Here is a 20,923-nt window from a genome sequence, read left to right as displayed (position 1 = left end):
AATAACCCCCAAAATATGTAATGAAACCCTTTCTCTTGTTCATCTATAGATTAGCAAAGATTGGCCTGTCTGTCATTAAAGAATCAGTCATTTGAGCATTCTTTAATGTAAATCTCAGTTAGTCAGGAATATTCAAAATTAGACGATAAATGTTATACTCATTTTAATAGGGAGGGTGATTTTTGGGTGGATAACGTGATACATGCAATTCAAGACGAGTATGCAGATGATTATGTTTGGTGCTATGGTTGTGGGAGATTAAATGAACATGGATTACATCTTAGAACGGGGTGGCAAGGAGAAGAAACGATAACGGTTTATACTCCACTTCCAGAACATACTGCAATACCTGGTTTTGTCTATGGTGGATTGATTGCCTCTTTAATTGATTGCCATGGGACTGGATCTGCATCGCTCGCATTACACCGTAAAAATGGTCATGAACCAGGTTATGAAGTTGAGCCGCCAAGATTTGTTACGGCATCACTTTCGATTGATTTTATGAAACCAACCCCACTAGGAGTACGTTTAAAGGCAGTTAGCATATTGGAAGAGGTTCATCCTAAGCGGTGGAAAATACACGTAGAAGTATTTGCCAACAATTTGGTTTGCGCGAAGGGTATGGTTGATGCTGTTGTGATGCCGAAATCTTTTGTCTAAAATGGGTGGCGAGATGGATCAATAGGCAGTTAGTTGAATATGAACAATCTTTTTAAATTTTTCGTGCATGAAATAAGAGGGGTACTATATTAAAGACTGGGAATTTTCTTTGGGGAATTCCCGGCCTTATTCAAATTGTAATGCTACTCATGTGTACCATTCCTTTACCTTTTTATCAGTTGGTAATAGCAATGCTGCAAATCCTAATAAAGGTAATAATGAGATCATAATCATCGTTGATGTTAATCCAAAGAAATCAATCAGGGCACCTAGAGCAACTGAACCAATTGCTCCCATACCAAATGCTAGTCCGACAATTAATCCAGACATCGTACCAATTTTACCCGGTACGAGCTCCTGTGCATAAACAACGATGACAGAGAAGCTGGACATTAACATCAGTCCAATTACTGCAAGGATAAGGATAGCGATAGTGGGTCCAACGTATGGAAGGACTAATGCAAGTGGAGCAGAGCCTAATAATGAAAAAAGGATAATATTCCGTTTACCGAATCGATCTGCTAATGGTCCGCCAAGAAACGTTCCAACAGCACCCATTGCAAGGAAAGTAAAGATATACACTTGAGAGTTTGCGATTGTGATTCCGTAATTATCCATGACGTAAAAAGCATAGAAATTGGAAATTGCCGCACTATACCATGAACGTGCAAAGGTCACGAAGATAAGAATGATAATCGCTCCTTTAATTGCTTTGGAAACATTCTTATTCGGTTTTCTTTCAGTTTGTGTTCTTTTTTTGCTTTTAAATATTTTTATTTGCTTTGCATACCATTTTGCTATGTAAGAAAGGAACATAACCGCTAATGCAGCAACTAAGGTGAACCAAATTGCCCCGAATTGTCCTAGCGGAACAAGGATTAGTGCGGTGATTAAAGGAGCTAGTGCCTGTCCTGCATTTCCCCCAACTTGATAAATCGATTGCGATAGACCCCGCTTCGTTCCAGCAGCAAGATAAGCTACACGAGACCCCTCAGGGTGAAAAACAGCAGAACCGAGTCCAATAAAGACAACGCTTAAAAGAATCATCCAGAAATTCGGTGCTAGTGCGAGCCCGAGCATTCCGAACATGCTGCTCGTTAGTCCAATTGGCAATGCATAAGGAATTGGCCGCTTATCCGTATAGATTCCTACTAATGGCTGCATAACAGAAGAAATCATATTTAATGTAAACGCAATAAGCCCAAGCTGTGTAAAGGTTAAACCGAGTGAGTTCTCCAAAATGGGAAACATGGCAGGTATAACGGCCTGTAAGGAATCATTTAATAGATGGCATATTCCGATAATGAATAATATGGAATAGATTGGTTCACTTTCCTTTAGTATCTTGACTTTCTCTTTGTCGGTATTTTCCACAGCTTTACCTTCTTTCAATTAATAGTATCTAGCTTACTAGAACTTGAAAATGTAATTTTTATCTTAATATGGCTATACTTAATATTGTACAATTCAAATAATATTTAGCAATTACTTTTTCAAAATCAAAGTGCATTATATTATTGTTTGCGTTAAATTTATTTACTATGCTAATATATAAGTTTGCTTAGGAAATTATTAAAGAGGAGTTTACTATGACCACAAAGCGCTCGCTTCCATTTACTGTTTCAAAAACAGAAAATTTCTTTGATCGTTTAGGCGATTATATTGGTGATGTTTTTTATGATATTTTACCTGAACAAGGATTTGAATTACGAGATGAACAAATTTACATGGCATTCCAGTTGGAAAATGCTATTAAAAATAAACGTACGATATTTGCGGAAGCGGGTGTAGGGACGGGAAAGACACTCGTTTATTTATTATACGCGATTTGTTATGCGCGATATATTGGAAAACCAGCGATAATTTCTTGTGCCGATGAAACACTCATTGAGCAGCTTGTGAAAAAAGGTGGCGACATCGAAAAGCTAGAAAAAGCACTAGACTTGCAAATTGATGTGCGACTGGCAAAAGCACGAGAGCAGTATGTTTGTGTGAAGAAGCTGGACCCGCTTGCGAATATGACAGACGATGAAGATATTTTACGCGTACACGATCAGATTCCTGACTTTGTCTACGATTCAGGAACTTCGATGAAGACATTTGAACGTTATGGTGACAGAAAGGAATATCCATGGGTACCGAATGAAACATGGGGGAAGATTGCTTGGGATCCATTACAGCAATGCTCTACCTGTGAGTTTCGCCACCGTAGCGGGCAGACATTAAACAGAGAGTATTACCGACATGCAACAGATATTATCATTTGTTCCCATGACTTTTATATGGAGCATATTTGGACGAAGGAATCACGTAAACGTGAAGGGCAAATGCCTCTTTTACCAGAAGCAAGCTCGGTAGTTTTTGATGAAGGACATCTATTAGAGTTCGCGGCACAAAAGGGATTAACCTATCGATATAATTTAGATACTTTGACGAATGTGTTAACTGGCTATATGGGTCAAGATATTCGTGAGGAATCCTTACTATTAGTTGAGGATATTCTGGAGTTGAATGATGCTTGGTTTGAGCTTCTAGGAGATACTGCTACAGCTGTCGAAGGGTCGAATCGGAAGCAATTAGCGCCTTCGAAAAAGATGCTGCAAATGGCACGCGATTTGGATGACAAAGTACAGCAACTACTTGAACAACTCGTCTTTGATTCTGAATTATTCACGATGGACGACTATTATATTAAAATTATCGAGGAGTATTTGGAGTTCTTCGATTATGGCCTATCGATTTTATTAAAGGATGATGAAGGAATCTACTGGCTGGAGGAAAATGAAAGTACGACGAGCTTTGTTATTATGCCGCGATTGGTCGAGGATGTACTGAAGCAGGAAGTATTTTCGCAAAAAATTCCTTTCATATTCTCCTCGGCAACATTAGCGGATGGTGGAGACTTTGCATATATAGCCAGCAGTTTAGGGATTGAGGAATATGATTCCTTCTCTGTTGCCTCGCCATTTAATTATGACGAACAGATGAAAATCGAGAGTCATTTGGATACAGGCAATTTAGAAAAATGGCAAGGTATTTATTCGAAGCTACTAGAAAATAGTGGGGCTTCACTAGTATTATTCTCTACTGAACACGAGATGGAGCTTTTCCGTGAATGGGCAAACAATCAGACATGGCCATTTGCATTACTATATGAAGGCGATAAAGAAATAAGTACAATGGTACGTGAATTCCAGCTGGAGGAGTCAGCCGTACTGTTTGCGCATCATCTCTGGGAAGGCTTGGATGTTCCGGGAGAGGCATTAACACAGGTTATCATTTCCTCCCTGCCATTTCCGCCAAAAGACGCGGTATTTGAAGCGAAACGGAAGCATGCAGCAAATCCCGATCAAGAAGTCGATGCACCGTATATGCTCCTAAGAATGCGTCAAGGAATTGGCAGATTAATTAGGACAAGCTCGGACCATGGAGTTATTCATATTTGGATGACGGAAGAAGAAAAGGGCAAATATGGAAAGTCTATTGAGAAAGTAATGCCTGTCGGTATTGATTGGTAGGATTTCTTTAGAAGTATATGATGTTGATTCCTTGTGATGCACGGCATCTTGAGTTTTTGCGTAGAATTTAAGCATATTGATGACTTAAACCTATTAGTTGATTCGTGGGAGAAGCTTTCCGTTAGGAGGAAAGCTTTTTTCACCGTTCAAGCTGTACGGTACTAATCATAACTGTCTTTAATGAAACGTTTTTTTCTTTGTCAATGATTTTAATTGTGAAAACTGAACAAAAATATTGCCTATCTATACAAATCGTTGATATATTAAAAACATAAAATAAATTGTGTGATAATTGGAAATATAAGGTGAATGATTCATTACTAGATTTGCAAGTTTTTGGGTATTTTAATATGAGCTAGATATGAAAGGAGTGGTAAATAATGTCGATAAACAAAGTTGCTTTAATTGGAACTGGATTTGTTGGCTCAAGCTATGCGTTTGCTTTAATTAATCAAGGTTCAGCGAATGAACTTCTAATGATTGATATTAATGAAAAAAAGGCACAAGGTGATGTAAAGGATTTAAATCATGGAAAAGTATTCGCTCCGAATCCGATGCATATTCGTTCTGGTACTTATGAAGACTGTATGGATATGGATATTGTTGTGATTTGTGCTGGAGCTAATCAAAAGCCTGGTGAAACTCGGCTCGACCTAGTAGAAAAGAACTTAAAAATATTTAAAACGATTGTAGATCAAGTAATGAAAAGTGGGTTCGATGGCATTTTTGTTGTTGCTACAAATCCAGTTGATATTTTAACTTACGCGACATGGAAATTTAGTGGACTACCAAAAGAACGGGTAATTGGCTCAGGTACGATTTTAGATACTGCCCGCTTTCGCTATTCATTAGGAGAATATTTTAACGTTGCACCAAGAAATGTTCATGCATATATAATCGGTGAACACGGTGATAGTGAGCTTCCTGTATACAGCTCTGCATCTATTGGTACAATTCCGGTCTTAAAATTAATTGAAAAAAATGAGCAATATAATAAAGATGATTTAGACAATATCTTCAGCCAGACACGTAATGCTGCCTATGAAATTATCGAAAGCAAAGGCGCCACTTATTACGGAATTGCAATGGGATTAGTTCGGATTACAAATGCCATTTTTAAAAACGAGAATTCCATCTTAACTATTTCTGCACATCTTGATGGTGAATATGGAAATAACCACGTATATGCGGGTGTACCAGCTGTTATTAACAGGAAAGGGATAAGAGAAATTATTGAAATTGACTTGAATGATGAAGAGCAAAGGCTATTCGATAATAGTGTAAATGTTTTAAAAGGTATACTTGCTCCGTATTTTGAAGAAGTGAAACCAAATTAATCATTTGGTTTCACTCAGTGGCATGATTCACAACCTTATCCCAGTCACAATCGGAAATCTGATTGGAGGAAGTATCTTTATGGGGTGGATGTATTATTATGTAAATAAAGAATAAGATGCGACTCTCTCGTTTTTGTCGAATGTTAGTGAAGGGTTTCTGGGTAAATTGAATTATCTAGTCCCATAATGTAAGCTAATTATCATCGTAAATTAAATAATCCATCCTTATAGATTTCTGCAGGATGGATTATTTTCTATTTTTCATGAAGCAGCTCAATAAAATGAGTTAAAATCTTCGCAGTTAATCCCCAGATAACTTTGCTTTCATATTTGTAAAAAAGCTCTTCGATATGATGTGTGTGCCAGTTATAATTTTCTCCGCCAACAATTAAATCGAAAGGGAAATTCGCATCTGGGACTACTTGTAGGTTTACTTTATATCTTTCTGGATCTGTTTGTAGAAAATAGGTTAGTGGTACCATGAATACCTCGCTAACCTCAGCGGGATTCGGCTTCATTTGAGCTAGATCTGTAATTCGACCAACAAATGGATAGATAATTCTACCACGGTCCATTGTGACATAATCAAGTGGTAAAACATCTTTAATAGTTGATTCTGTTAATCCTAACTCCTCTGTTGTTTCGCGGATTGCAGAATATTTAGGGTCGGGATCATCTCGATCTATTCTTCCGCCTGGGAAGCAGATGTCACCAGGCTGACTGCGTAAATTCATCGATCGGACTTCGAATAAAATATGTGTTTCATTTTCAATCTCTACTAAAGGAATAAGTACAGCGGATTTTCGAAGTTGCTCATAACCGAGGATGGATGGTACTCGGTCTTTCAATTTATTAATGATTTCTGATGTGTTCAACTAGTCACCCCCTCATACTATTATACAAGCCTATGCATCCGAAAGACCAATTAATTTATTTTATTGAAAAAGCAGAAAGTGACAGTCGATCTGATCTATGCAATAATTATAATAAACTCGAGTAAGAGAGGTGTAAAAGGTGAAGCAAATCTATACAGGCAAAACGAAAGATGTATATGAATTAGAGGATGGGAATTTTTTACTTAAATTTAAGGACGACGTAACAGGAGAGAATGGTGTATTTGATCCCGGAGCTAACACCGTTGGACTGTCCATTGAAGGTGCTGGGAGAGCAGGTTTAAAATTGACTCAGTTTTTCTTTGAAATTTTAAAGGAAAAGGGTATTCCGACACACTATATTGCTGCTGATATTGAAGAAGCTACGATGACAGTTGTACCGGCATCCGTATTCGGTCAAGGATTAGAAGTAATCTGCCGTTACCGTGCTGTTGGCAGCTTTTTAAGACGCTATGGTAAATATGCGGAGGATGGTCAACCTTTAGATGGGTTTGTTGAAGTTACATTAAAAGATGATGATCGCCAAGATCCGCCGATTTCAAAGGATGCTTTACATATGCTTGGTGTTCTTACAAATGATGAATATGATACACTTAAAACATTGACACAGCAAATTTCTCAAGTTGTTAAAGATGAACTAGCGAAGAAAGACATTGAATTATATGATATAAAATTAGAATTCGGAAGAGATGCGAACAATCATGTTCTCTTAATCGATGAAATCTCAGGTGGAAATATGCGAGCATATAAGAATGGCGAGTATATTGAACCATTGGAATTGGAAAAAATGATGCTGCAATAATTTAGGTTATGGGCCGCTATCTATTCAATTGGATAGTGGTCTTTTTAGTTTGTCTATTCTAATCCCTCGGCAAAGCGGACAAACTTCTGTTTGACCTTCGCACGATCGGGAAAATATTGTAAGTGCTCCGACTGGACTTATGAAGGCTCGGGAATACGAATAAGCACTCCAACCCCTAACCGCGAGCGCTCCACTTCCTCACAGAAGAGATCCATGCCACTAAAATCAACATTATTTGACAAAACTAGGGGAGTGACAGGCGCACCCCAAACATGACATTTGTCATATACACATCTTGACATTTATGACTTATAAATCAGATAGTTTTCCTCTATGCTAGTAGTAACGAAATTCGGCTATAATAGGAGGATAAATATGAGTAAACAAAAACAAGCGCAATTAAGAAAAAGCGTTGCACCTTATGCGAGTTCAAATACAAAACTAAGTATTATACAATTAATAAATTCGATTGTTCCGTTCTTTCTTCTATGGTTTTTTGCATATCAGAGTTTAAATGTTTCCATTTGGTTAAGTATTGTATTCTCTATTGTGGCAGCGGGATTTGTCGTGCGCATCTTCATTATTTTTCATGATTGCACACATATGTCTTTTTTCAAGAATAGTAAAGCAAATCGGGTTGTCGGTACGATTACAGGAATCATTACCCATTTTGCCTTTGAGAAATGGAAAAGAAACCATGCGATCCACCATGCTACAAGTAGTAATTTAGATAAACGCGGGACTGGTGATGTATGGGTTATGACGGTTGATGAATATACAGAAGCGTCGTTCTGGGGCAGACTAGCATATCGATTATACCGTAATCCGTTTGTGTTATTTGGTTTAGGACCGATCTATCTTTTCTTTATCGAAAATAGAATCAATCGAAAAGGTGCGAAACGAAAAGAGCGTTTAAACACTTATTTAATAAATGCTTCAATTGTAGTCATTTATGCACTTTTGATATGGGCTATTGGCTGGCAGGCATTCTTAATTATCCAGCTTCCAATCCTCATGATTGCTGGCTCCGCTGGAATATGGTTGTTCTATGTACAGCATCAGTTTGAAGATTCCTATTTTGAGAATGAAGATGAATGGGATTATGTAAAGGCTGCGGTAGATGGCAGCTCTTATTATAAGCTTCCGAAAGTACTCGAGTGGATTACTGGAAGCATTGGTTACCATCATGTCCATCACTTAGCCCCGAGGGTACCAAATTATAATTTGGAGAAAGCCCATGAATCGACGCCACCATTACATCAAGCAACGACAATAACATTAGCTTCAAGCCTAGTATCGATTCGTTTCCGTCTGTATAATCAAGCTAGTAAATCTTTTATTAGCTTTAAAGAATTTAAAGCACTTGAACGTAATAAAAAGAAAACGCTGCGTATGAAGGCAAGCCGCCCGAGCTTCCAAGAGAAATAATAACAATTCCCTCAAGCTTCCACCTAGCCTGAGGGTTTTTTCTTCTCATAGTTTGTTATACTGAGATAAATAATCGTAATTTTATTCATAGGGAGGATGAACATGCAAACGTGGTATCATATTTTTCCGAAAAAAACAGGACTTAGCCTTTTTGCATGGATTGCATTTTGTCTGCTTCCTTTCTATTTTATCTTTAAATCATCAACACAGGCAGAAATTATTATTGGTATTCTGATGATTTTCTTGTTCTTCATTACTTATCGATTAGCATTTATTAAAAAAGGGTGGACTGTTTATGTTTCGGTAGGAATAGAAATGGCAATAAGCATTGGCATGACTCTTTATTTTGGATATGTCTATTTCTCCTTATTTCTAGCCTTTTTCATTGGTAATATTCAAAATAGGGCGGGATTTATAGCATTATATGTTGTCCATCTCATTACGACAGTTGTAGCAGTAGGGGTTGGATTTTTTATTCAGGAACAACTCTTTTTCTCACAAATCCCTTTCATAGTGCTTTGCATTATTGGTGTAATTTTGCTGCCGTTCGAAATGTATAATAAAGTAAAACGTGAAAAGCTAGAAATGCAATTGGAAGACGCAAATGAAAGAATCTCGAAATTAATGATTATTGAAGAACGTCAGCGGATTGCTCGGGATTTACATGATACATTAGGACAGAAGCTTTCCTTAATTGGCTTAAAGAGCGATTTGGCGGGCAAGTTAGTAAATAGAGATACGGAAAAGGCAAAATTGGAACTATATGACATTAATCAAACGGCCAGAACAGCTTTAAAAGAAGTTCGCGAAATTGTATCGACAATGAAAAGCATGAAATTAGTCGATGAGCTGATTAGTGTGCAGCAGGTCTTCAATGCGGCACAAGTGGAATATCAGCAGGAAGGGGACCCAAAGCGTATTGGACTTCCAGTATTCGTTGAAAATGTGCTGAGCATGTGTTTAAAGGAAGCAGCTACAAACGTTGTTAAACACAGCAAGGCTACATGCTGCAAAATATCCTTTCGGCAGTCACCAAGTGAAGTGACCATTATCGTCGAGGATAATGGTATTGGCATGCGTGATAAATTAGGTTCGTTTAAAGGACATGGACTTGATGGAATGAGAGAAAGATTGGAATTTGTTAATGGGACGTTACAAACGGAATCAATCCAAGGAATGACCCTCACAATTAAAGTTCCAACTGTTATTAAGCAACAATAGCAGCTTTTATAAATGCCTCGTTTTATATAGTTTGCTGCTGTTTATATAAAGTGCATAAAACTGGGTGGGCGCTGGCTCTCTGGCCGATCGCTCCGAAAATACACTTCGCGCACCTTAGGGGAGCTGGTGAGCCTTCTTGTGCTTTCGCACTTCGAAGTCTCACCTAGGCTCTTCTTCCCACAGGAGTCTACGTGTATTTTCTCCGCTGGAAATAGAACTGAATCAAGACATAAGAATTAATTACCTAATAACAATCGTAGTTGATATAGTGAAGGAATAAAGACTCTTTTGAATAGGCACAACAGTCCAGATCTCAAATTATTACAAATTTCATTAGTTTACAGTTTATATCGACTATTAATTTCATAAAAGAGCAACTATCTTATAGAAAATAGCCATATTAATTCAAAGTAGAATAGGAGGGGCGGGCATGATCCGAATTGTTATTGCGGAAGATCAGCGATTATTACTTGGTGCACTTGGGTCATTACTTGATTTGGAAGAGGATATGGAAGTTGTTGGCAAGGCAAGTAACGGGGCGGAAGCGCTTGTCCTTGTGGAGCAACAGCAACCAGACATTTGTATAATGGATATTGAGATGCCGGTAAAAAGTGGACTAGATGTGGCAGAGGAATTGATGAATAGCGACTGCAAAGTTATTATTCTAACCACCTTTGCCAGAACAGGATACTTTGAACGCGCTCGAAAAGCAAAGGTTAGCGGCTATTTGTTAAAGGATAGTCCAAGTGAGGAATTAGCAAACTCAATTAGAATTATTATGGATGGGCGAAAGGTATATGCGCCAGAATTGATTGATATGGTCTTTGAGGAAGAAAGCCCGCTAACAGAGCGAGAGGAGCAAATAATTAAGCTTATAGCTGATGGAAAAAATACAAATGAAATCGCAAGTGAACTATACCTTACGAACGGTACAGTGAGGAATTATGTTTCTGTTATATTAGATAAATTAAATGTTAGCAATCGGATTGCAGCTATTTCAAGATTTAAAGAAAAAGGATGGTTTAAATAGGAAGAATTTATCCTGCATTAACTGGCTGTAAGATCTCCAGATTCAAACCTTTGAAAAAACAGGATTTGTAAGTGTGGTTGGACAGCCAATCAAAGCCCGATCCGTTCGACTAACAATCGATGGGGGTGAAAAAGTCCCTTATCATTGAAGTTTAACTTTATCTTAAGAAATCTAGTGACTACTTTTTGAAAGGGGATATGCTAACGAAGCATGCTATATTTCTAATGATATTGCTGCGGGTAATCCTGAATTGAATCGATTGCGTGTGGAAAAGTGGGTAATAGAGACCGCAGAAGTTGAACACACCGACATCATTATCCTTCCTGAAATGTGGACGACAGCCTACACATTACTAGAACTTGAACGCTATGCAGATAAAGATGGTGAACCAACAACTAAATTTTTGCAGGGACTTGCAAAGAAGTTCAAGATTAATATTATTGGTGGCTCTTTTGCCAACATGAAATCAGGGTAAGTTTATAACTCTAGCATTGTTGTTGATAGGGAAGGAAGCATTGTCTATCAATATGAAAAAATTCATCTTGTGCTAATGCTGAATGAACCGCAGTATTTAGCTGGCGGAACTGAGAAAGTAAACGTGTTTGAGCTGGATGGAGTGAAAATCGGCGTTATTTTTTGTTATGATTTACGTTTTCCTGAGCTGTCTAGAAGTCTAGAACTTCATGGTGCCCAAATTCTCTCTGTTGTTGCGGAATGGCCAAGTGTAAGAAGGAAACATTGGCAGGCATTGCAAATTGCTCGAGCAATCGAAAATCAATATTATGTAGTTTCTTGTAATCGAGTTGGCAGTTGTGATGGAGAAGTGTTTGCAGGAAACTCGATGGTCATTGACCCATGGGGGACTGCTTACTGATTGGTAGTGAGACAGATGAAGAGACTATTACCAAGTCACTGTCTATCGATCTCGTTCCTAAGATTAGAAAGAATGTACCAGTATTTGATAGCAGGGTACCGGAGTTTTATGAGTGAGAAACTCTCAACAATTAGGAGAAAAAAACCCGTGAAAAGCAATTGCGCTTTATACGGGTTTTTTTAATAACGATTATTTTGCCTTCACATTAGGTGGTTCTTTCATTTTTCCTGTAACAACATCTTCGGTAATGTGTACCTGACAGGTTTTTCCTGTATTGTTAATGAACTTAAAAACACCATTATTAAAGTCTGTTCCAATTTCTTTATAAAAGATACCTTCATAGAGGTTTTGTTTCGATCTTGTAAAGCTAAGTCGGTATTTGCCTTCATCTTGTCTAAGAAAGCCACGAACTCCCTTTTCAAATAAAATATCTTCTTCACTTTTAATTGTTCGGTCAATAGAAACAAGATGAATATCGATAAAGGTCATCTCACGTAATAAGACGTTCACAAAGGAACCCTTTGTGATCTCTTCCCATCTATTTTGCGGGCTTTGTCCAACAATGATTTGTGTAATATTATGATTATGTGCTACCTCTGCAATTGCTTTGACAGAAGAGCGCTTCTCATTATCACGAATAATAAATTCTTCTACATCTAATTCGTCACATAGTTCTTTCCATCGTTCGATATATCCGGACTTTTCCGCATCGAATTCATCGTAAGGCAGTGAATCGACAGTTAACACATACAAAGGACAATCCATTATTTTAGCTAATTTATGACCGCGTCTGATTAATCTTTCGCCGTTTGGACCATAGTACACGCATACTAAAATACTTTCATCCATGCGACCTTTTATTTTCCTCATGACGGTAATTTCACCTCTTGAATTTTCATATACTCATTTGTTAATATACGCTTAAAACTGTATCAGTTTAACACGTTATTTTGATTTCGTGAACCCTTATTTTTAAAAAAATATATCTGGAAGTAATAATCGAAAATAACAGTTAAATTTTAATTATCTATAGCATAAGCCATCTATTCATTAAATGCTATAGATAATGATTAAATTAGGTAATCTCCTGCTACTAAAAAGGTGTTTTACCTAAATGAATTACATCTTTCATTTGTTATATGTGCATTGAAGCACAAATTACGTTATAATTAGTACTGTGTAAAAAACCAATAAATGACAGCGATATTTAATTATAAAGAATGTTCATTTTACACTCGATTTCATCCACTGAACTAGAATCATTCAAAATTCCCTCTTGCCACTCTAGGTTGGAGCGCTTTCTACTTAGTTAATCAACTAAAATGGTAACTCTACAATAGAAATTGCAATTAGTCGAAAGTCTAACCCTTAGGATTATTGTTACACTCTAATAAAGAAAACGTCAGATATATTTATCTTCCTATATTATTTTAGAATATCTGGGGGAATATATAGGTAGAGATTACATATTCGTATTCCTAAGTATACTTATGCGAGAAATTTCAATATGTTAATCCAGCTTCAAACATGCTTTTTTCTATATTAATCTGTAGAACGTTTTCGAGTGAATCAATCTAATCACTTATAATTCTTTCTATAGTGTGTTTGTTCTGCCTGACAATTGAACGATTCAATGTATTGGTTGAGAGCGGTTTTAAGCAGCAATGCTACTTTCAATGTTGCTATGCTGAGAAGATTTTATACCCTTTCTACTGCAAATGCAAGTTATCTTGCTAGATGCAAAACATGTTTAAGAAACACTACTATAATTAGTATGTAAAATTAAACATTGGATAATACTTCACTATAAGAAATGGAGGTTTGATTTTGATATCTGTTAATGTACTAATTATTATCCCTTTTTTAGCAGCTGCACTGATTCCTTTCTTAAATAAAAGGATATCAAGATTACATATTGGTTGGTTCGTACTATTCGTTCCCCTCATTTTATTTATATTTCTAGCTCGCTACATTCCAAGTATTGCGAACGGATCAACGTATTTATATACCGTTAATTGGATCCCTTCCTATGGCATTAACTTTACAAGCTATTTAGACGGGCTTAGTTTAATTTTTGGTCTAATTATTACAGGGGTAGGGGCCTTAGTAATTTTATACTCTATTTATTATTTATCTGAGAACGAATCATTGAAGCATTTCTATGCTTATTTAATGTTGTTTATGGGTGCTATGCTTGGTGTCATCTTCTCGGATAATATTATGGTCTTGTATGTATTCTGGGAGTTAACAAGTATTTCCTCCTTCCTGCTGATTGCCTTTTGGTTTCAACGAAAACGATCAAGAGAAGGCGCGCAGAAGGCATTACTTATTACGGTAAGTGGTGGAATTTCGATGCTTGTCGGCTTTATTATGATCGGAAGCATCACGGAGACGTTTAGTTTTCGTGAAATTATCACAATAATCCCAGATTTTTACGAACATCATTTATTCATTCCGGCAATGCTATTGATTCTGCTTGGTGCATTTACGAAGTCAGCTCAATTTCCATTTCATATTTGGCTTCCAAGTGCGATGGAGGCACCAACACCTGTTAGTGCTTACTTACATTCCGCAACAATGGTTAATGCGGGTCTTTACTTAGTTGCCCGTTTTACGCCAGTATTTGGTGGGGAAGTAGCCTGGTTCTGGCTTGTTACTGGAATTGGTCTAGTAACGATGTTCTGGGGCTCCTTTACAGCGGTACGACAAACGGATCTTAAAGCATTGCTAGCCTACTCGACGATTAGTCAGCTAGGTATGATTATGAGTATGTTTGGAATGAGTTCAGCAGCGCTTAATAATGGCTATTCTGCAGATTCGGTTGTCTATACTCAGGCTGCTTTCGCTGCGCTATTCCATCTAATTAATCACGCAACATTTAAGAGTGCGTTATTCATGGTCGTTGGTATCATTGACCATGGTGTAGGAACACGTGATATTCGTCGGCTTGGCGGACTTGCAACATATATGCCAGTCACATTTACAATTGCCATGATTGGCAGCTTCTCGATGGCAGGATTACCACCATTTAATGGTTTCTTAAGTAAGGAAATGTTCTTTACTTCGGTACTCAATATTCGCGATCTTAATATTTTTTCCCTAGAGACCTGGGGCACGATGCTACCAGTAATAGCCTGGGTCGCTAGTGTATTTACCTTTATTTATTGTATGATAGTTGTCTTTCAGACCTTCTTTGGCAAGTATAAAGAAGAAAGGTTAGAACACCCAGCACATGAGGCACCACCTGGGATGCTAATTGCACCTGTCATTCTTGGGGTATTAGTTATAGCGATTTTCTTCTTCCCAAATGTACTAGGGGATTATTTAATTGTTCCAGCAATGGCTAGTATTTTCCCGACGTTTGCAACGGAAACTGATCTTGGCGTTACGATTTCTGCTTGGCATGGGTTTCAACCAGAGTTATGGATGACGATTGGTGTTGTCGTCATTGGGACTTTACTATATATCTCATTAAAGTACTGGAAGAAGATTTACGGGATTCTGCCAGAAAGCTGGTCATTTGATTCGTTATATAACGCTATTCTTGAAACAGTGGAAACAAGCTCGAATAAAATTACAAATTTCTATATGACTGGCTACCTTCGCGATTATCTCGTGTATGTTTATTTATTCTTTATTATCGTCGTTGGCGGTACATTAATCTACACGGGAGCGCTGGACTTTAGCATTGCAAATAATGCACCGATTGATGCCATCGATTGGGTAATTGCAATTACGATGATTATTGGAGCGGTTGCAATCATCTTTGCAAAATCACGTTTGACTGCAATTTTATTAAATGGTGTTATTGGTTATGGTGTGGCTCTTTTCTTTGTCTTATTGCGAGCACCGGATTTAGCGCTGACGCAAACAGTTGTTGAAACAGTCACAACTGTACTCTTCCTTGTAGCCTATTATTTTTTGCCGGAATGGAAGAAAGAGGATTCTCCAAGACGTACGAAGAGCATCAATTTATTAATCTCCATTTTAGTCGGGACAATCTTTGTTATTGTTGCATTAGCGGTTCAAAATGGAAAACTATTTGAGTCAATTTCGAGCTACTTCGAAAATTCTTATGAACTGGCAGGCGCGAAAAATATTGTAAATGCGATTTTAAGTGATTTCCGTGGATTTGATACGATGCTCGAAGTTGTTGTACTCCTTATAGCTGGAATTGGTATCTTTACACTAATTAAATTCAAAGCTGGAAAGGGGGAGGAAGAGCTTGAAAATAAATAACGTTATACTAAGAACGGTCGCGAGGGTCGTTGTTTATATCATTTTAACGTTAGCTGTCTACTTATTTTTAGCAGGTCATAATAATCCAGGCGGAGGCTTCATAGGCGGGCTTGTTCTTTCAACTGCTTTTGTACTTTTATTTATCGTTTTTGATATTGAAACGATACAAAAGGCCCTGCCGTTTGATTTTAAAAAAGTAGCGGCACTTGGTGCGCTTTTAGCTGTTGGTACAGGGTTTGGATCATTCCTGTTTGATGTCTCATTCCTAACCCAGGCTTTTGACTATTTTGATCTTCCTTTCTTTGGGGAAGTGGAACTGACAACAGTTACTATCTTTGAACTAGGGGTAGCATTAGTCGTTGTTGGTGTCGTTGTAACGATTATTTTAAGTATTAGTGAGGATGTGTAATATATGGAAACGTTAATCACCATCCTGGCAGGTGTTCTAGTAACAGTAGCTACTTATTTGCTTTTATCAAAAAGTGTAATACGTGTGATTTTAGGAACCGCAATTCTCTCACATGCTGCCCATTTAATGATTATGACAATGGGTGGAGTAAAAAGGGGAGAGGTTCCGTTACTTGGTGGGGGAGAACAGGGGCAATATGTAGATGCGCTTCCACAGGCACTTATCCTGACTTCCATTGTAATAGGATTTGCAGTAACGGCCTTATCACTTGTATTAGCCTATCGAACATATCAAGAAACTGGAACAGATAACCTAGATGAACTGAGAGGGAATAAGCATGAATAATTTACTTGTATTACCAATGGCTCTCCCTGTTCTCGCCGGAATTATACTCATTTTCTTCCGTAATCACATAAAGCTGCAACGGGGCATAAGTCTTGTGGTGATGCTCTCAAATATAGGTATTGCCATTTATTTGTTAAATCAAATTCAGGAAAAGGGAATCCTTCGTTTAGACTTTGGGGGCTGGGAACCGCCTTTTGGCATTTTATTTGTAGCAGACTCCTTTTCCGTTATTCTTGTATTAATTGCAAGCTTTGTTGCTGCAATTTGTTTACTCTATGCTTTTTCGTCAATTGGCAAAGCATACGAAAATATGCTCTTTTATTCGTTTGTTAACTTTTTAATTGCAGGAGTCAATGGTTCTTTCTTAACAGGGGATCTATTTAATCTATATGTTAACTTCGAAGTGATGCTATTAGCATCCTATGTGTTAGTAGCCATGGGGGGGAAGAGGATTCAATTACGAGAATCCATTAAATATGTAGTAACTAATGTGCTCTCATCTTGGTTCTTCCTAATTGCGATTGCCTATTTATATGGTTCTGTTGGAACGCTTAATATGGCACATATCTCTGAACGAATTGCAGAATCTGGTCAAACGCCTTTATTGACTGGGATAAGCATGGTATTTTTAACCGTGTTTGCTTTGAAGTCCGGGCTCTTCCTTTATTTTTGGCTCCCAGGATCATATAGTGTGCCGCAAACTGCGGTCGCTGCTTTATTTGGTGCATTACTTACAAAAGTAGGGATTTATGCTATTATCCGTGTGTTTACATTATTCTTTTACCATGAACCAGACTTTACTCATACGATTATCGGTGTATTAGCAGGATTAACTTTAATTGGTGGAAGTATTGGAGCTGTTGCATTTAAGGATATTCGACAAATTGTTTCCTATAATGTTGTCATTAGTGTTGGCTTTATTCTAGTAGGATTAGCAGCTGGTACACAAGCTGCATTAGAAGGATCTATCTATTATTTATTACATGATATGATTGTTAAGGCATTACTCTTCTTGCTAGCTGGCACAATGATTAAGGTAGCTGGTTCTGCTCGTATAGATGAAATGAGTGGACTGATTCGAAATTATCCATTATTTGGCTGGTTATTCTTTATTGTTATGATTTCACTTGCCGGTATTCCACCACTAAGTGGGTTTATTGGTAAAGTATTAATTGGACAAGGTGCAGTGGAAACAGGTTCTTATCTACTTCTTGCGCTCGCCTTTTTATCTAGTATTGTGGTACTTTATTCGCTCCTTCGTATTTTCCTTAATTGCTTCTGGGGAGAAACAATGATTAGTTTTGAGGATGAAGTACCAATGAAAATGGGATGGATAATCCCTTGCGTGTTGCTTACCGCAGCGACGCTCGGTTTGGGATTAGGTGCAGAATCGTTAGCACCATATGTTAGTGATGCGGCAAATACCTTATTGAATCCAAAAATATATATTGATGCGATTCTACATGATAATTGATCGGATTGATATTATAAGGGAGGGAGTGCTTTATGGCGACTCAGTTTTTTACGAATTTGTTTATCGCCTTTCTATGGACGCTTTTCCAAGATGAGGAATACTTTAAATTTACAACATTTGTTACGGGATATATTGTAGGGGTTGGAATTGTTTATTTAATGCATCGGTTTTTTGGAGAAAGATTTTATTTAGGTCGATTCTATGCCTTTTTAAAATTAGTTTTGCTTTTCATTTCCGAATTAATTCAGTCTAGTTATCTTGTGCTTAAGCATATACTAAGTCCTAAAATTCACATTAAACCAGGAATATTCAAGTACGAAACGATACTGGAAAGTGATGTGGAAGTAACTGCACTCGCAATGCTCTTAACATTGACGCCTGGTTCTGTCGTTATGGAAGTGACACCAGAGGGTGACACATTTTACATACATGGTATGGATGTGAAAGAGTCAAAGGAAATGTTATTAAAATCACTAAGTAAATTTGAAAAGGCAATTATGGAGGTGACAAGGTAATGATTAACATAATGCTAACAGCTGCCCTTGTATTGTTCGCAATTGCTATTTTAATTTCGCTTTGCCGAATTATTATTGGGCCAAGTCTGCCAGATCGTATCATTGCTTTAGATATGATAGGAGTTCACCTAGTATCCACAATCGCCATTATTTCAGTAATATTTCAAACGACGGCTTTTCTAGAAGTAATACTCATCTTAGCTATATTATCATTTATCAGCACGATTGCATTCTCTAAATACATCGAGAGGGGTGTTATTATTGAGCGTAAGCACGATCGCTGAGTTTATTGCTGTACTCCTCATGTTAATAGGTGCTATCATGGCTCTCATTAGTGCGATTGGGATTATCCGTTTTCCGGATATATACACACGATCCCATGCTGCAACAAAGAGTTCAACATTAGCAGTATTACTAACACTTCTCGGTGCATTCCTATATTTTGCAACAACTACTGGTTTCGTTAGCGTACGGCTCATACTAGGAATTGTATTTGTATTTATCACATCCCCAGTAGCCGGACATCTAATTACCCGTGCAGCATACCGTGCAAATGTAAAGCTAGCAGATACAACAATAGAGGATGAATTAGCAGATGTATTAAAAGAAAAACAACAGAAAGAGGGAAAGTAGACTATTTTGGGGTAGTTTGCTTTCCTTTTTTGGTTTTTGCGCGGGATTGCTGGCGCGAATAACTGCTCCTTAAGCAGTTGGTTTTGCGTAGAGCTCTAATAATCTTGAAAAACAAACGAGTCATGATAACGAATCATGACTCGTTTGGACTAGAGCGTAAAATTTACTATAAATACCCCAGATCACTTAGAGAAAGAATTAGCCGATCTGCAACTGCTAGAAAAAGAATTGGATATGAGGATGGAACAGCTTTATAGAAAGTAAATTATATTAAACAACAAGTACCCTTCTTAGACTCATATACTAACTCCCTTGACTGTCGACATACCAAGATAAAAGATAGCAAACGCACGAACCCAGCGCAGAAAATACACGAAGACTCCTGCGGGAGGATGGGCCTAGGTGAGACTTCGAAGTGCGGAAGCACAAGAAGGCTCACCAGCCCCCGCGGAAAGCGAAGTGTATTTTCGGAGCGACTGGCCAGAGAGCAATTGCTCTCCAAATTAGTTCTCACTTTAATCCATCAATTCAGCGACAATTTCATAGGAGCGCAGCCTATCCTCAAGATGGTAAATTTGTGAGCTAATGATCATTTCATCAGCTTCTGTTGCTTCTTGGAAAGCCTCAAGTCCGCGTTTCACTGTATCAGGACTGCCGATGATTGTCGTTCTTGGGTCAAGAGATTGCTCTACCGCAGCCCTCTCCATTGGTGACCAGACCTCATCAATATTATCAATTGGAGGCTGAAGCTTTGTAGCTAAGCCTTTACGAATATTTAAGAATTGCAATTGATGTGAACTGGCTAAGTATCGTGCCTTTTCATCCGTTTCAGCTGCAATAACATTAACCCCTACCATCGCATAAGGCTTCTGCAGCGTTTCAGAGGCTTGGAAATTATCTCGATATAGTTTCAGCGCTGGTATCGTATAGGCTGGGGCAAAGTGACTGGCAAATGAGAAATAGAGACCTTTCTGTGCAGCAAGTCTTGCGCTAAAGTCACTGGAGCCTAGTAACCAAATCGGAATATCTAATCCTTGACCAGGAACGGCCTTAACGCGTGATACAGGCTCTTTTGCGAAGTAGTCCTGTAATTCATTCACCTGCATAGGAAAGTCGTTAGGGCCCATATTTAAGGTGCGACGTAATGCATACGCGGTCGCTTGATCACTTCCTGGAGCACGTCCAAGTCCGAGGTCTATTCGACCTGGAAAAAGTGATTCAAGGGTACCAAATTGTTCTGCTATAACAAGAGTTGCATGGTTGGGCAGCATGACGCCACCAGAGCCAACACGAATATGATTGGTTTTGCCTGCAATGTGAGAAATTAGTACTGAAGTTGCCGAACTAGCAATACCTGGCATATTATGATGCTCCGCAAGCCAGAAACGATTGAAGCCCCATCTTTCAACATGCTGCGCTAATTCTACGCTTTCTTTAAAGGACTGGCTGGCGTCGCTGCCTTCAGCGATAGGTGCAAGGTCAAGAACGGATAATGGGATATTGTTAAATGTTTTAAGTTGGTTTTTACTCATCTTTTCTCACTCC

At 38.0% G+C, this 20,923-nt stretch carries 18 protein-coding genes and 2 pseudogenes; 16 read left to right on the top strand and 4 right to left on the bottom strand.

Annotated elements, in window-relative coordinates; genetic code table 11:
- Window positions 1–186: 186 nt before the first annotated feature.
- Window positions 187–660, top strand: a complete 474-nt coding sequence (locus CUC15_RS18505; RefSeq protein WP_114918092.1) for a PaaI family thioesterase — start codon at window positions 187–189, stop codon at window positions 658–660.
- Window positions 661–807: 147 nt separating this feature from the next.
- On the opposite strand, the gene CUC15_RS18500 is transcribed toward CUC15_RS18505, so the two are convergent.
- On the bottom strand, window positions 808–2,034 hold the full coding sequence (locus CUC15_RS18500) for an MFS transporter (protein ID WP_242985902.1): 1,227 nt from the start codon (window positions 2,032–2,034) through the stop codon (window positions 808–810).
- A 215-nt stretch (window positions 2,035–2,249) separates the two neighbouring features.
- Between CUC15_RS18500 and CUC15_RS18495 the strand changes: the two genes are divergently transcribed.
- The 3 genes and pseudogenes from CUC15_RS18495 to CUC15_RS20560 all read left to right on the top strand — a co-directional run.
- Window positions 2,250–4,178: an ATP-dependent DNA helicase gene (locus CUC15_RS18495; protein ID WP_114918091.1), complete on the top strand. Its 1,929-nt coding sequence runs from the start codon at window positions 2,250–2,252 to the stop codon at window positions 4,176–4,178.
- Window positions 4,179–4,558: 380 nt separating this feature from the next.
- A complete protein-coding gene (locus CUC15_RS18490; protein WP_114918090.1) occupies window positions 4,559–5,515 on the top strand; it encodes an L-lactate dehydrogenase in 957 nt (318 codons plus the stop codon).
- A 19-nt stretch (window positions 5,516–5,534) separates the two neighbouring features.
- Window positions 5,535–5,630 (top strand): annotated as a pseudogene (locus CUC15_RS20560) (formate/nitrite transporter family protein); the annotation flags it as partial.
- A gap of 139 nt (window positions 5,631–5,769) precedes the next feature.
- Here the strand turns inward: CUC15_RS20560 and CUC15_RS18480 are convergent.
- Complete coding sequence (locus tag CUC15_RS18480; protein WP_114918089.1) at window positions 5,770–6,390, bottom strand: NUDIX hydrolase; 621 nt, start codon at window positions 6,388–6,390, stop codon at window positions 5,770–5,772.
- A gap of 139 nt (window positions 6,391–6,529) precedes the next feature.
- Here CUC15_RS18480 and CUC15_RS18475 point away from each other — a divergent pair, with 139 nt between their 5' ends.
- The 5 genes and pseudogenes from CUC15_RS18475 to CUC15_RS18455 all read left to right on the top strand — a co-directional run bounded on the left by CUC15_RS18475 (window position 6,530) and on the right by CUC15_RS18455 (window position 11,763).
- Window positions 6,530–7,210, top strand: a complete 681-nt coding sequence (locus CUC15_RS18475; RefSeq protein WP_114918088.1) for a phosphoribosylaminoimidazolesuccinocarboxamide synthase — start codon at window positions 6,530–6,532, stop codon at window positions 7,208–7,210.
- Between the two features lie 375 nt (window positions 7,211–7,585).
- Window positions 7,586–8,638, top strand: a complete 1,053-nt coding sequence (gene desA / locus CUC15_RS18470) for a Delta(5) desaturase DesA (RefSeq protein ID WP_114918087.1) — start codon at window positions 7,586–7,588, stop codon at window positions 8,636–8,638.
- A 102-nt stretch (window positions 8,639–8,740) separates the two neighbouring features.
- Complete coding sequence (locus tag CUC15_RS18465) at window positions 8,741–9,859, top strand: sensor histidine kinase (RefSeq protein WP_114918086.1); 1,119 nt, start codon at window positions 8,741–8,743, stop codon at window positions 9,857–9,859.
- Between the two features lie 430 nt (window positions 9,860–10,289).
- Window positions 10,290–10,889: a response regulator transcription factor gene (locus tag CUC15_RS18460; protein ID WP_114918085.1), complete on the top strand. Its 600-nt coding sequence runs from the start codon at window positions 10,290–10,292 to the stop codon at window positions 10,887–10,889.
- A gap of 265 nt (window positions 10,890–11,154) precedes the next feature.
- Window positions 11,155–11,763, top strand: a pseudogene (locus CUC15_RS18455) (nitrilase-related carbon-nitrogen hydrolase).
- Between the two features lie 189 nt (window positions 11,764–11,952).
- Here the strand turns inward: CUC15_RS18455 and CUC15_RS18450 are convergent.
- Window positions 11,953–12,633, bottom strand: coding sequence for an adenine nucleotide alpha hydrolase family protein (locus CUC15_RS18450; RefSeq protein WP_114918084.1), 681 nt, complete (start codon window positions 12,631–12,633; stop codon window positions 11,953–11,955).
- Window positions 12,634–13,590: 957 nt separating this feature from the next.
- Between CUC15_RS18450 and CUC15_RS18445 the strand changes: the two genes are divergently transcribed.
- The 7 genes from CUC15_RS18445 to CUC15_RS18415 are packed head-to-tail and all read left to right on the top strand — an operon-like array spanning window position 13,591 to window position 19,378.
- The gene (locus CUC15_RS18445) at window positions 13,591–16,002 is read left to right on the top strand and encodes a Na+/H+ antiporter subunit A (RefSeq protein WP_114918083.1); all 2,412 of its coding nucleotides are present in this window, start codon (window positions 13,591–13,593) and stop codon (window positions 16,000–16,002) included.
- The gene (locus CUC15_RS18440) at window positions 15,989–16,411 is read left to right on the top strand and encodes a Na(+)/H(+) antiporter subunit B (protein WP_114918082.1); all 423 of its coding nucleotides are present in this window, start codon (window positions 15,989–15,991) and stop codon (window positions 16,409–16,411) included. Before CUC15_RS18445 ends, CUC15_RS18440 begins: the two co-directional genes overlap by 14 nt.
- A 3-nt stretch (window positions 16,412–16,414) precedes the next feature.
- Window positions 16,415–16,756 (top strand): Na(+)/H(+) antiporter subunit C, encoded by a 342-nt coding sequence (locus tag CUC15_RS18435; RefSeq protein WP_114918081.1) that lies wholly within the window; start codon window positions 16,415–16,417, stop codon window positions 16,754–16,756.
- Window positions 16,749–18,230, top strand: a complete 1,482-nt coding sequence (locus CUC15_RS18430; RefSeq protein WP_114918080.1) for a Na+/H+ antiporter subunit D — start codon at window positions 16,749–16,751, stop codon at window positions 18,228–18,230. The genes CUC15_RS18435 and CUC15_RS18430 overlap by 8 nt, the downstream gene beginning before the upstream one ends.
- A 32-nt stretch (window positions 18,231–18,262) precedes the next feature.
- Complete coding sequence (locus CUC15_RS18425) at window positions 18,263–18,745, top strand: Na+/H+ antiporter subunit E (RefSeq protein ID WP_114918079.1); 483 nt, start codon at window positions 18,263–18,265, stop codon at window positions 18,743–18,745.
- Window positions 18,745–19,029, top strand: a complete 285-nt coding sequence (locus CUC15_RS18420) for a Na(+)/H(+) antiporter subunit F1 (RefSeq protein ID WP_114918078.1) — start codon at window positions 18,745–18,747, stop codon at window positions 19,027–19,029. Before CUC15_RS18425 ends, CUC15_RS18420 begins: the two co-directional genes overlap by 1 nt.
- A complete protein-coding gene (locus tag CUC15_RS18415; RefSeq protein WP_114918077.1) occupies window positions 19,007–19,378 on the top strand; it encodes a Na+/H+ antiporter subunit G in 372 nt (123 codons plus the stop codon). The genes CUC15_RS18420 and CUC15_RS18415 overlap by 23 nt, the downstream gene beginning before the upstream one ends.
- Window positions 19,379–19,893: 515 nt before the next feature.
- Here CUC15_RS18415 and CUC15_RS18410 read toward each other — a convergent pair.
- Window positions 19,894–20,910: an LLM class flavin-dependent oxidoreductase gene (locus tag CUC15_RS18410; RefSeq protein ID WP_114918076.1), complete on the bottom strand. Its 1,017-nt coding sequence runs from the start codon at window positions 20,908–20,910 to the stop codon at window positions 19,894–19,896.
- Between the last annotated feature and the right edge of the window lie 13 nt (window positions 20,911–20,923).

The organism is Oceanobacillus zhaokaii, assembly GCF_003352005.1.
GTDB lineage: Bacteria > Bacillota > Bacilli > Bacillales > Amphibacillaceae > Oceanobacillus > Oceanobacillus zhaokaii.
The sequence above is the reverse complement of the archived record's forward strand: the minus strand, read 5'-3'. Positions and strand labels throughout refer to the sequence as shown.